The 13,560-nt window shown below is 37.4% G+C and carries 10 protein-coding genes; 9 read left to right on the forward strand and 1 reads right to left on the reverse strand.

The genetic code is table 11. From position 1 onward, the window contains the following. The first annotated feature begins 230 nt into the window (after positions 1-230). The 4 genes from DQN24_RS08405 (at position 231) to pnuC (ending at position 3,337) form a co-directional block, all read left to right on the forward strand. Positions 231-1,004 carry an amino acid ABC transporter substrate-binding protein gene (locus tag DQN24_RS08405; RefSeq protein WP_021034908.1) on the forward strand — a complete coding sequence of 258 codons (774 nt, stop codon included), beginning with the start codon at positions 231-233 and terminating at the stop codon, positions 1,002-1,004. After that, entirely contained in the window at positions 988-1,704 is a 717-nt protein-coding gene (locus DQN24_RS08410) for an amino acid ABC transporter permease (protein WP_041175295.1), read from the forward strand. The genes DQN24_RS08405 and DQN24_RS08410 overlap by 17 nt, the downstream gene beginning before the upstream one ends. Positions 1,705-1,713: 9 nt before the next feature. Beyond that, positions 1,714-2,481 (forward strand): amino acid ABC transporter ATP-binding protein, encoded by a 768-nt coding sequence (locus DQN24_RS08415; protein ID WP_021034906.1) that lies wholly within the window; start codon positions 1,714-1,716, stop codon positions 2,479-2,481. Between the two features lie 175 nt (positions 2,482-2,656). After that, positions 2,657-3,337 carry a nicotinamide riboside transporter PnuC gene (gene pnuC, locus DQN24_RS08420; protein WP_111695711.1) on the forward strand — a complete coding sequence of 227 codons (681 nt, stop codon included), beginning with the start codon at positions 2,657-2,659 and terminating at the stop codon, positions 3,335-3,337. Positions 3,338-3,483: 146 nt separating this feature from the next. Here pnuC and pyrG read toward each other — a convergent pair whose 3' ends face one another. Continuing rightward, complete coding sequence (gene pyrG / locus DQN24_RS08425; RefSeq protein WP_021034905.1) at positions 3,484-5,121, reverse strand: glutamine hydrolyzing CTP synthase; 1,638 nt, start codon at positions 5,119-5,121, stop codon at positions 3,484-3,486. Between the two features lie 651 nt (positions 5,122-5,772). Here pyrG and DQN24_RS08430 point away from each other — a divergent pair. The 5 genes from DQN24_RS08430 to hrpA all read left to right on the forward strand — a co-directional run bounded on the left by DQN24_RS08430 (position 5,773) and on the right by hrpA (position 13,504). After that, positions 5,773-7,338, forward strand: coding sequence for a cytochrome ubiquinol oxidase subunit I (locus DQN24_RS08430; RefSeq protein WP_021034904.1), 1,566 nt, complete (start codon positions 5,773-5,775; stop codon positions 7,336-7,338). 14 nt (positions 7,339-7,352) lie between these two features. Then, complete coding sequence (gene cydB / locus DQN24_RS08435; RefSeq protein ID WP_021034903.1) at positions 7,353-8,489, forward strand: cytochrome d ubiquinol oxidase subunit II; 1,137 nt, start codon at positions 7,353-7,355, stop codon at positions 8,487-8,489. Between the two features lie 264 nt (positions 8,490-8,753). After that, positions 8,754-9,206 (forward strand): DUF441 domain-containing protein, encoded by a 453-nt coding sequence (locus DQN24_RS08440; RefSeq protein ID WP_005690764.1) that lies wholly within the window; start codon positions 8,754-8,756, stop codon positions 9,204-9,206. Further along, a complete protein-coding gene (locus DQN24_RS08445) occupies positions 9,207-9,596 on the forward strand; it encodes a DUF423 domain-containing protein (RefSeq protein WP_021034900.1) in 390 nt (129 codons plus the stop codon). After that, on the forward strand, positions 9,593-13,504 hold the full coding sequence (hrpA, locus tag DQN24_RS08450) for an ATP-dependent RNA helicase HrpA (RefSeq protein ID WP_111695712.1): 3,912 nt from the start codon (positions 9,593-9,595) through the stop codon (positions 13,502-13,504). The genes DQN24_RS08445 and hrpA overlap by 4 nt, the downstream gene beginning before the upstream one ends. Positions 13,505-13,560: the final 56 nt, after the last annotated feature.

Here is a 13,560-nt window from a genome sequence, read left to right on the forward strand (position 1 = left end):
ACTTCGTCAAATTTCTATAAATGCCTTTCTTTATAAAGGCATTTTTGCGTTAATTGTAAAAATATAAGTCATTACGTTGTATAGATGCAAAATAATTTTCAAAAAGTGCGGTTAATTATTTTCTAGTTTTTAGAACAAAAGTTTATAAACTATAAATAAATAGTATTTTTTTTTCATAAATTTGGTTTTTATAATCGCATCTATCCAAAACACAACATAAGGAATAAAAAATGAAAAAATTACTTTTTACTACCGCACTTTTAACTGGAGTTATTGCTTTCTCAACTTTTTCTCAGGCAGGCGAAATTGCCGATCGTGTTGAAAAAACTAAAACTTTATTAGTCGGAACAGAAGGGACTTATGCACCATTTACTTTCCATGATAAAAGTGGAAAATTAACAGGTTTTGATGTAGAGGTTATTCGTAAAGTTGCTGAAAAGCTCGGTTTGAAAGTGGAATTTAAAGAAACACAATGGGATGCAATGTATGCGGGGTTAAATGCAAAACGTTTTGATGTGATTGCAAACCAAACTAGCCCAAGCACAGAGCGTTTAAAAAAATACAGTTTCACAACACCTTATAATTATTCTGGTGGAGTGATAGTAACAAAATCATCGGATAACAGTATTAAATCATTTGAAGACTTGAAAGGTCGTAAATCTGCGCAATCTGCAACAAGTAACTGGGGTAAATATGCAAAAGCTGCTGGCGCACAGATTCTTGTAGTGGATGGTTTAGCACAGAGCTTAGAGCTTATTAAACAAGGCCGTGCAGACGCAACAATTAATGATAAATTGGCTGTATTAGATTATTTTAAACAACACCCAAATTCTAATTTAAAAATTGCTTATGATCGTGGGGATAAAACTCCGACTGCCTTTGCTTTTTTACAAGGTGAAGATGCATTGATTACAAAATTTAATCAAGTACTTGAAGCACTTCGCCAAGATGGTACATTAAAACAGATTTCAATTGAATGGTTTGGTTATGATATTACTCAATAATTGGTTGGCGAGTCTTCCATTTATGAGCGAAGAACGAGCTGATTATGTAATCAGCTCGTTTTGGCCTATGTTGGAAGCAGCAATTTTATACACATTGCCATTGGCAGTCATTTCCTTCTTCTGTGGTTTGCTTATTGCAGTGATTGTTGCTGTTATTCGTACTTTACCTAGCCCTAATTTACCCTTAAAATTGTTACAGGCTTTATGTCGAGTGTATATCTCTATAATTCGAGGTACACCGATGTTAGTACAAATTTTTATTATTTTTTATGGATTACCTGAAGTCGGTATTACTTTAGAGCCTTTTCCGACAGCGATTATTGCATTTTCTATTAATATAGGTGCTTATGCAGCAGAGACAGTTCGTGCTTCAATTATTGCTATACCTAAAGGGCAGTGGGAGGCCTCTTATGCGATAGGTATGAATTATCGACAAGCATTTATTCGTACAATTATGCCACAGGCTTTACGTATTTCAGTACCATCGCTTTCTAATACTTTTATTAGTACAGTGAAAGACACTTCATTAGCTTCTCTTGTTTTAGTGACAGAATTATTCCGTGTCGCACAGAATATTACAGCAGCAAACTATGAATTTATTTTGATTTATAGTGAAGCTGCTCTGATTTATTGGGTTTTCTGTTTTGTATTGTCTATTGGTCAAATGCGTTTAGAAAAACGCCTTTCTCGTCACTTGTAAGGATTGTCTATGTTAAAAGTAAGTAATATTCAGAAAAACTTTAATGGCAATCACGTGTTAAAAGGCATTGATTTTGAAATTAATAAAGGTGAAGTGGTAGCAATTTTAGGTCCCTCTGGTTCTGGAAAAACCACCTTTTTACGTTGTTTAAACTTGCTTGAACGACCAGAGCAAGGCATTTTAGAATTTGATGATGGTAGCCTAAAAATTGATTTCAGCCAGAAAATCAGTAAAGTAGATGAATTGAAGTTACGCCGACGTTCGTCAATGGTATTTCAACAATATAATTTATTTCCTCATCGCTCCGCCCTTGAAAATATCATGGAAGGAATGGTTGTCGTGCAAAAACAAGATAAGGCTCAAGCTCGTGAAAAAGCCCTTAGCTTGCTAGAAAAAGTAGGGCTTAAAAATAAAGTGGATTTATTTCCATCTCAACTTTCTGGTGGGCAGCAACAGCGAGTTGGGATTGCTCGAGCCCTTGCGGTAAAACCTGATATTATTTTATTAGATGAACCAACATCGGCTTTAGATCCTGAATTAGTGGGCGAGGTGTTGCAAATTCTTAAAATACTCGCACAAGAAGGCTGGACAATGATTATTGTTACTCACGAAATGCAGTTTGCTAAAGATGTTGCAGATCGTGTGATTTTGATGGCAGATGGGTATATTGTGGAACAAAATAGCGCAGATAAATTCTTTGCTTATCCACAACAGGAACGAACTAAGCAGTTTTTATTACAAGCCAACATACCGCTTGAGTTGGATTATTGTATTTAAAGTGCGGTGAATTTTTAGAGAGTTTCTCAAAATTCATTCAATAATGGATTGCTTGGAATTTGATAGAAATGTGATGAATTTCACAAGTTTAGAATTAAATTGCTCTGAATCTTTACATTACAAAAACACAATGCAATAATGTTTACATTAAAACTTAAGTCAATAGGAGTAAATAATGACTTTGGCAGAACGTTTAAAACAAGAATTTGTTTCTGGTTGGAAACCTTTTGAGGTGGTTTGGCTTGTGCTTTTTATCATCGCGCAAATTTGGGCTTATGTACAAACACCTGATTCTTGGTTAGCAATGATTTCTGGCATTTCGGGTATTTTGTGTGTGGTATTGGTAAGTAAAGGCAAAATCAGTAATTATTTCTTTGGATTAATTTTTGCTTACACTTATTTTTATGTTGCTTGGGGATCGAATTTCTTAGGTGAAATGAACACCGTACTTTACGTATATTTACCATCTCAATTTATTGGTTACTTTATGTGGAAAGCCAACATGCAAAATAGCGATGGTGGAGAAAGTGTAATTGCAAAAGCTTTAACTGTTAAAGGTTGGATTACATTAATTGTTACAACTACAGTTGGAACTTTACTTTTTGTTCAGGCATTGCAAGCAGCTGGCGGTAGTTCAACTGGTTTAGATGGACTAACTACAATTATTACGGTTGCTGCACAGATTTTAATGATTTTGCGTTATCGTGAACAATGGCTGTTATGGATTGGATTAAATGTTCTTTCTATTTTCCTTTGGGCAGAAACACCAGCCATCTACTTAATGTATTCAGCTTACTTACTTAACTCGTTATATGGTTATTATAACTGGACGAAATTAGTTAAGCGTACTAACTAAAAATATAAAAACAGTAAATAGCTTATAAAAAATCCCCGTTAAATGATGAATTTAACGGGGATTTTTTTACTTCAAAAACATCAAGTTATATCATAACCAAATAAAAATATTTCATTTTTTTACCGCACTTATTGCAGAACCAAGAATTACTTCACAGATTTTTTGTGATTTTCATAGGCTGCTTTTACAAAGCCTGCAAATAACGGATGACCATCACGAGGAGTCGAGGTAAATTCTGGATGGAATTGGCAAGCGACAAACCAAGGATGATTTGGCACTTCGATAATTTCTACCAATTTTTTATTGGCAGATAATCCAGTTACTTTCAATCCTGCTTTTTCAATTTGTGGAAGTAAGGTATTATTTACTTCATAGCGATGACGATGACGTTCTTCAATGGTTTCTTGGCCATAAAGCTCACGAGCGCAGCTGCCTGACACCAAATGACATTGTTGTGCGCCTAAACGCATTGTTCCACCAAGATCTGATTCATCGGTACGCACTTCTGTATTTCCATCCGCATCTTGCCATTCCGTGATTAATGCAACCACGGGTTGTTCACAATCTTTATCAAATTCAGATGAATTGGCTTTAGTTAAACCCGCTACATTGCGTGCATATTCAATCAATGCGATCTGCATACCTAAGCAAATGCCCAAATAAGGAATTTTGTTTTCTCGTGCATATTGTGCGGTACGAATTTTACCTTCCACACCACGATAACCGAATCCACCAGGAACAAGAATACCATCAATGCCTTTTAATACTTCAACACCTTTGGTTTCAACATCTTGGGAATCAATGTATTTAATGTTTACACTTAAACGATTCGTTAAACCTGCGTGTTTCAACGCTTCATTTACAGATTTATAGGCGTCTGGTAACTCAGTATATTTACCTACCATTCCAATGGTCACTTCTCCCACTGGATTTGCTTGTTTATAAAGCACTTGTTCCCATTCAGAAAGATCTGCTTCTGGGCAAGTTAAACGAAAACGGTCACAGACAAAATCATCTAAACCTTGAGATTTTAATAATGCTGGGATTTGATAAATCGAATTTACATCTTTTAACGAAATGACTGCACGCTCTTGTACGTTACAGAATAAAGCAATTTTTGCACGTTCATTTGCTGGAATCATGCGATCTGAACGGCAAATCAACACATCAGGTTGAATACCAATAGAAAGTAATTCTTTTACAGAATGTTGGGTTGGTTTAGTTTTTACTTCACCCGCCGTTGGAATGTAAGGCACTAAGGTTAAGTGCATAAATAACGTATGTTCACGACCAACTTGAACAGCTAATTGACGTAATGCTTCTAAGAATGGAAGTGATTCAATATCCCCAACAGTGCCGCCCACTTCAACAATCACAACGTCGTGACCTTGAGCACCAGCAATAACGCGATCTTTAATTTCATTGGTAATATGAGGAATCACTTGAATTGTTGCACCAAGATAATCGCCGCGACGCTCTTTACGTAATACTTCAGAATAAATTTTACCTGTGGTGAAGTTATTACGTTTAGTCATTTTAGTACGGATAAAACGCTCATAGTGACCTAAGTCTAAATCTGTTTCTGCGCCATCTTGAGTGACGAAAACTTCCCCATGTTGGGTTGGACTCATCGTACCGGGATCCACATTAATATATGGATCTAATTTCATAATGGTTACGTTTAAACCACGCGCTTCTAAAATTGCCGCCAATGATGCTGCCGCAATGCCTTTACCTAACGATGAAACCACACCGCCAGTGACGAAAATATAATTTGTAGCCATAGGGAACCTAATCTGTATTGGGATATAAATGATTATAGCTAATCATCTTACAGACAAAATCGACCAAAAGTGCGGTCAAAAATCGAAGATAATTAGCTATCAAAGACGGGACGGTAGTCTACCTTATTTGGTTAATGAACTCAATGCTAGTTTTAGCTTAATCCTTTTTATCATTGGAAATGATTAACAATCACATTACAAATGTTGAATGATAAATTAAGTACTAAATGCCACTACATACTATTCGAGTCGTTAAAAACATCAAGAAATGATGTTGGTTGAGACAAATATTAAAATATGCTCTTACACAATGAAATTAATCATCTTTAAAACAAAAATTATTGAAAAAATGTCAATTTGATCTAGGTCAATTAAATGAAATATAACAAATAAGCCCTATTTTTGTATTTATATCAAAAATGTGATCTATATAGCATTTTTTACTATTTTTTATCCTTATGTTTAGTAGTAGAATAGCCGCCAATTTGGGTTATCTCTATAATAACTGGTGTTTTTTTAACCTTTAAAAATAATTATGCAGATAAGTCAATTTAAACTTAGCTGATTGGAGTTGAGTAATTAGGGATTATTTAAGGCATCGCCTTGTTAATCATTGTTGGAACTAATGTTGTTTATACAAAGGAGTTGAGAATGTTAGACGTTGTTGATCTTTCTCGCTTGCAGTTTGCTTTAACTGCGTTGTATCACTTCATTTTCGTGCCGCTAACATTGGGTTTATCCTTTATTCTTGTAATTATGGAAACTATTTATGTGGCGACAGGTAAAGAAGTTTATAAAGATATGACAAAATTTTGGGGAAAGTTATTTGGCATTAACTTTGCCCTTGGGGTGACCACCGGTATTATTATGGAATTCCAATTTGGTACTAACTGGTCTTATTATTCTCATTACGTCGGGGATATTTTTGGTGCGCCACTTGCTATTGAAGCGTTACTTGCTTTCTTCTTAGAATCAACTTTTGTGGGATTATTCTTCTTCGGTTGGGATCGTTTATCAAAAGGAAAACACTTATTAGCAACTTATTGTGTGGCTTTCGGTTCTAATTTATCTGCAATGTGGATTTTGGTCGCAAATGGCTGGATGCAAGCACCAACAGGTTCAGAATTTAATTTTGAAACTGTACGTATGGAAATGACTAACTTCTTAGATCTTTGGTTAAATCCTGTTGCGCAAAGTAAATTCTTACACACTCTTTCCGCAGGTTATGTGACAGGCGCATTTTTTGTTTTAGCAATTAGCTCATATTTTTTACTAAAAGGTCGTGATTTTGAATTTGCAAAACGTTCTTTCTCTGTAGCAGCGACTTTTGGATTTATCGCCTCTATTGCAGTACTAATTCTAGGTGATGAATCTGGTTATGATATTGGTAAAGCACAGCCTGTAAAATTAGCCGCAATGGAAGCTGAATTTGAAACTCACGCAGCACCTGCCCCATTCCACCCTATTGCAATTCCAAATACGGCTGAAATGAAAAATGATTTTGCGATTGAAATTCCTTATCTTGGTGGTGTAATAGCAACTCGTTCAATTGATAAAGAAATTACAGGTCTAAAAGATCTTCAAGCATTAAATGAAACTCGTGTGCGTAGTGGTATCCGTGCTTATGAATTATTTACTCAACTACGGGCTGAGAAAAAAGCGAATGGTCAAGTTAATGAAGAAACCAAAGCACAATTTAATGAAGTTAAAAAAGATCTTGGTTTCGGTTTATTATTAAAACGCTATACAAACAATGTTGTTGATGCGACTGAAGAACAAATTAAACAAGCTGCTCGTGATACTATTCCAAATGTAGGTCCTAACTTCTGGGCATTTCGTGCGATGCTTGCAGCTGGTGGTTTAATTGCTTTACTTACATTCGGTGCATTTGTTCAAAATTTACGTAATAAAGTAACTCAAATTCCATTATTGTTAAAAGTTCTTTTATGGGGCTTGCCATTACCTTGGATTGCCATTGAGTGCGGCTGGTTCTTAGCCGAATATGGTCGTCAGCCTTGGGCTATTTACGAGATCTTACCTGTTGGTGTATCTGCTTCTAATTTAAGCACAGGCGATTTATGGTTCTCTATTGGTTTAATTTGTGCGCTTTATCTTGCGTTCATTATTGTTGAGATGTATTTGATGTTTAAATATGCGCGTTTAGGTCCAAGTGCATTAAAAACCGGCAAATACTACTTTGAACAATCAACTAAATAAGCAGGAGATAAATTATGATTGATTATGAATTTCTACGTTTTATTTGGTGGGTGTTAGTTGTTGTATTATTGATTGGTTTCTCTGTAACTGATGGATTTGATATGGGCGTGACCGCACTTTTACCAGTAATAGGTAAAAAAGAAGTGGAACGCCGCATTATGATCAACACTATTGCTCCCCATTGGGATGGTAACCAAGTTTGGTTATTAACTGCAGGCGGTGCGGTATTTGCTGCGTGGCCAATTGTATATGCAGTATCCTTCTCTGGTTTCTACATTGCATTAGTATTAGTCTTGGCAGCGTTATTCTTACGCCCATTGGGTTTTGAATATCGTGCAAAAATTGATAATCCAACTTGGCGTTCTGTTTGGGACTGGGGATTATTCGCAGGTGGTTTTGTACCAGCATTAGTATTTGGCGTGGCTTTTGGTAATTTATTACAAGGTGTTCCATTCCATTTTAACGAATTGACTCAAGTAACTTATACAGGTTCATTCTTTGAGCTATTAAATCCATTTGCATTATTATGTGGTGTTATTAGCTTATCAATGCTTGTGACTCATGGCGCAAACTGGTTGCAAATGAAAACCACTGAAGTCTTACGTGATCGAGCTCGTTCAGTAAGTCAAATTGGTTCTATTGTGACTTTAATTGCATTCGTATTAGCTGGCGTATGGTTATATTCTAAAGATGGTTATGTAGTTACTAGCACTATCGATCATTTCGCTCCATCGTCTCCAATGAATAAAGAAGTTGCTGTAGAAACTGGTGCGTGGTTTAGAAATTTCAATGAAATGCCAATTCTTTGGATTTTCCCTGCGTTAGCTGTAGTTGCTGCATTATTAAATGCTGCATTTTCTAAAGCGAATCGTTGTGGTTTTGCATTTTTCTTCTCTGCATTAACAATGGCTGGTGTGATTATTACTGCAGCAGTATCAATGTTCCCATTTGTGATGCCTTCAAGTTCACATCCTGAACAAAGTTTATTAATGTGGGATTCAACTTCAAGTGAATTAACATTAACATTAATGCTGATTTTTGCAGTTGTTTTTGTGGTCATTGCCTTAGCTTATACTATTTGGTCTTACTCAAAAATGTTTGGTCGTTTAGATGCTAATTTCATTGATAAAAATAAACACTCATTATACTAAGGAGAAATAGAATGTTATATGCGATTTGGGTAGTGGGTGTATTGTTTGCAATTTGGGCTAGTGCGAAATGCACCATCAATAAAGAAAAAAAAGGTAAATTTGAAGAATAAATTATTCAAGAATTTTACTAACTAAATAAAAGGGTTCATTATGAACCCTTTTTAACTTCCCTATTCATCTTTTTCTCAACAACAATGGAAAATAATTTTACGAATTTCTATGCTAGAATATTTATCAAAATTTCCATTTTTTTAACCGCACTTTATGACATTACAATTCAATACTATTGCTCTATTACTAGTTATACTTCTTATTCTTGGCGTATTAAGCAACAATAGCACAATTACCATCTCTGCCGCTGTATTACTTATTATGCAGCAAACTTTTTTATCTTCTCACATTCCTTTGCTCGAAAAATATGGCGTTAAAATTGGTATCATTATTTTAACCATTGGGGTTTTAAGCCCCTTAGTTTCAGGGAAAATTCAGTTGCCTGATTTATCAGGTTTTCTTAGTTGGAAAATGGCTCTTTCTATTGCAGTTGGAGTGCTTGTGGCATGGCTTGCTGGCAAAGGTGTGCCTTTAATGGGCGAACAACCGATTTTAGTCACTGGCTTGCTTATCGGCACAATTATTGGTGTAGCATTTTTGGGTGGAATTCCTGTTGGTCCCCTTATTGCTGCAGGGATATTAGCTTTATTTTTAGGGAAAATTTAAATGAAAAACAAATGGTTATTTATCGCGGGATTAAGCGGTTTTTTATGTGTGACAATTGGTGCTTTTGCGGCACATGGATTAAGTAAAGTTTTAGAACCTAAAGAATTAGCGTGGGTTGAAACTGGTGTGAAATATCAAATGTTCCACACCATTGCGATTTTAGCGATTGGCATTTTGCAATTATGCCGTGAAGCATTGGTTACAAACAAAATGGCTAATTTTGCTGCAGGGGCTTGGACGTACGGCATCCTTCTTTTTAGTGGCAGCCTTTATGTACTTACGCTTGGTGCAGGCAAGTTCCTAGTTTGGGTAACACCAATTGGCGGAACGTTATTTTTAATTGGTTGGCTTTGCTTGGCTTACGGTGGTTTTAAAAGTAAATCAGTATGAAGAACAAATCAGTCAAACGTGAATTAAATCCGATACAACAATCTCTCTTTTCAAAACTCAACGATATTATGCTGGTGGATCAACGCCGTTTATCTGCCCGCATCCATGGCATCGGTAAGATTAAAAACCTAGAGGCACAACAAGCCGTTGCAGATGAAATCCAACAGCAAATTGAACAAGCAAGATTACGTGTAGAACAACGGAAAAGTGCGGTGCAAAATCCCATCATTTTTCCAGAAAGCCTACCTGTTAGCCAACGCAAAGCAGATATTCAAAAACTGCTTTCTGAACATCAGGTCATTGTGGTGGCAGGGGAAACTGGTTCAGGTAAAACCACTCAATTGCCGAAAATGTGTTTGGAATTAGGTTTCGGAAATTTGGGCATGATTGGTCATACTCAACCACGCCGTATTGCCGCTCGTTCGGTGGCGGCACGTATTGCGGAAGAACTGAAAACGGATCTTGGCGGTTTAGTTGGTTATAAGGTTCGTTTTAACAATCAAATTAGTGATGATACACAAATTAAATTGATGACTGACGGGATCCTGTTAGCGGAAATTCAAAACGATCGTTTTCTCAATCAATATTCTTGTTTGATTATCGATGAAGCCCATGAACGTAGCCTAAACAACGATTTTATTCTCGGTTATCTGAAACAGCTTTTACCACGTCGTCGTGATTTAAAACTTATCATCACGTCTGCGACCATTGATGTGGAACGTTTTTCCAAACATTTCAATAATGCACCGATCATTGAAGTGTCAGGCAGAACCTATCCTGTGGAAGTGCGTTATCGTCCTATTGCAGAGAAAGATAATCAAGATCAGCTACAAGGTATTCTCAATGCGGTGGATGAACTGCAAGCAGAAGGTCGAGGCGATATCTTGATCTTTATGAACGGAGAGCGTGAAATTCGTGATACCGCCGAAGCTTTACAAAAACAAAATCTAAAACACACGGAAATTCTACCGCTCTTTGCTCGATTGTCTGCGCAAGAACAAAATAAAATTTTCCATCCAAGCGGTTTAAATCGCATTGTATTGGCGACCAACGTCGCAGAAACCTCATTGACCGTACCTGGCATTAAATATGTAATTGACCCAGGTACAGCGCGCATTTCCCGTTATAGCTATCGCACCAAAGTACAACGTTTACCGATTGAACCTATTTCACAGGCATCGGCTAATCAGCGTAAAGGTCGTTGTGGTCGTGTGAGTGAAGGGATTTGTATCCGTTTATATTCGGAAGAAGATTTTAATTCTCGTCCGGAGTTTACCGATCCTGAAATTTTACGCACCAATTTAGCCTCCGTTATTTTGCAAATGACAGCATTGGGTTTGGATGATATTGAAGCGTTCCCATTTGTTGATGCACCAGATAAACGCCATATTCAAGATGGGATAAAACTGTTGGAAGAATTAGGTGCGTTTGAAATGGTTCGCACCAAAAAAGCAGGCAAAAAACGTCAATTAACGGCTGCTGGTCGTCAATTATCGCAGCTCCCTGTTGATCCGCGCCTTGCCAAAATGCTCCTAAGTGCGGTCAATTTTGGCAGCGTTTATGAAATGATGATCATCGTTTCTGCGTTATCCATTCAAGATCCGCGTGAACGCCCACAAGAAACACAACAAGCTTCCGATGAAAAACATCGCCGTTTTGCCGATAAAAAATCAGATTTCTTGGCGTTTTTAAATCTTTGGCGTTATGTACAAGAACAACAAAAAGAATTGAGTAAAAACCAATTCCGTCGTCAATGCCAAAAGGATTTCTTAAATTATTTACGTATTCGCGAATGGCAGGATATTTATCATCAAATTCGCTTAACCGTGCGTGAAATGGGCTTACCGATTAATTCCGAAAAAGCAGAATATCAGCAAATTCATACCGCACTTTTAAGTGGCTTGCTTTCTCATATCGGCTTAAAAGAAGCAGAGAAACAACAATATCTCGGCGCCCGCAATGCGCATTTTGCGATTTTCCCTAATTCCGTGCTTTTCAAAAAACAACCGAAATGGGTAATGGCAGCAGAATTAGTGGAAACTTCCAAACTTTGGGGGCGTATGGTGGCGGAAATTGAGCCAGAATGGATTGAGCCTCTCGCCGAGCATCTAATTAAAAAATCCTATTCTGAACCGTGTTGGTCGAAATCTCGTGGTGCCGTGATTGCAGATGAAAAAGTCACGCTTTACGGTGTGCCGATTGTGGCTGCACGACCAGTGAATTACGGTGCTATTGATCCAAGGGTAAGCCGTGAGATCTTTATTCAATCTGCCTTGGTGGAAGGGGATTGGAATACCAAACATAAATTCTTCAAAGAAAATCAACGACTCCTTCGAGAAGTAGAGGAATTGGAGCACAAAAGCCGCCGCGATATTTTGGTGGATGACCGCACGCTTTTTGAATTTTACGATCAGCGTATTGGTACGGAAGTGGTTTCCCAAAAACATTTTGATACCTGGTGGAAAAAGGCGCAGCAAAAAGATCCTGAATTGCTTAATTTTGAACGCTCATTCTTGATTAATGATGATGCGGAACAAGTGAGCAAGCTGGATTTTCCGAATTTTTGGCATCAAGGCAATTTGAAACTCAAACTGACGTATCAATTTGAACCAGGCACCGATGCAGATGGGGTGACCGTGCATATTCCATTGCCATTGCTTAACCAAGTGGAAATGACCGGCTTTGACTGGCAAATTCCAGGCTTGCGTGAAGAATTGGTGATTGCGTTGATTAAATCTCTGCCGAAATCTTATCGCCGTAACTTCGTGCCTGCACCTAATTATGCCCAAGCTTTTTTAAGTCGAGCCGTGCCGTTGGAAAAACCACTATTGGATACGCTAATTTATGAATTGCGTCGTATGACAGGCGTTACCGTTGAGGCGGAACAGTGGAATTGGGAACAAATTCCAAGCCATTTAAAAATGACATTTCGCGTGGTAGATGAAAACGGCAAGAAAATCGCGGAATCCATGAATTTGGATGAGCTGAAATTCAACTTAAAAGATCGTGTACAAGAAAGCATTTCTGCTGTGGCAGATGATGGTATTGAGCAAAGCGGGCTGCATATTTGGAGCTTCGCCGAGCTGCCGCAATGTTATGAACAAAAACAGCGCGGTTTCAGTGTGAAAGCCTTTCCTGCCATCGTAGATGAAAAAGATGCCGTAGGTATCAAACTGTTTGAAACGGAATTTGAACAAGCGGTGGCAATGCAACAAGGTTTACGTCGCTTGTTATTGCTCAATGTGCCGTCACCGATTAAATATCTGCACGAAAAACTGCCGAATAAAGCCAAATTGGGTCTGTATTTTACCCCGTTCGGTCGTGTCTTAGATTTGATTGATGACTGTATCGCTTGTGCCGTGGATAAACTGATTACCGATTTTGGCGGCTTTGTTTGGGATGAAGCTGGCTTTGAAAAATTGCGTGATTTTGTACGAGAAAACCTTAACCAAGTGACTGTGGATATTGCGCAGAAAGTGGAGCAGATTCTCACTCTCACTTACCAACTTAACCAACGCCTTAAAGGCAAAATGGATTTCACGATGGCATTTGCATTATCCGACATCAAATCGCAACTTGCAGGTTTGGTGTATCAAGGTTTTGTGCAAAAGAGCAGTTATGATCGCCTACCAGATTTACAACGTTATCTGCAAGCCGTTGATAAACGTATTGATAAGTTGGCTCAAGATGTAAACCGTGATCGTGCTGCGATGTTACGCGTAGAGCAAGTACAACAGGCTTACCAACAATTACTGGCTAAACTGCCAAAATCTAAACCTATTTCCGATGAAGTAGCAGAAATTCGCTATATGATCGAGGAATTGCGCGTAAGTTTATTTGCACAACAATTAGGTACGAAATATCAAATATCAGATAAAAGAATAGCAAATATTATTAGTCAATACTAATGATAATAATACTCAAAATTAAGGCGGTTTTATACCGCCTTAATTTATTCAAAACA

This window comes from Haemophilus influenzae (assembly GCF_900475755.1).
GTDB lineage: Bacteria > Pseudomonadota > Gammaproteobacteria > Enterobacterales > Pasteurellaceae > Haemophilus > Haemophilus influenzae_D.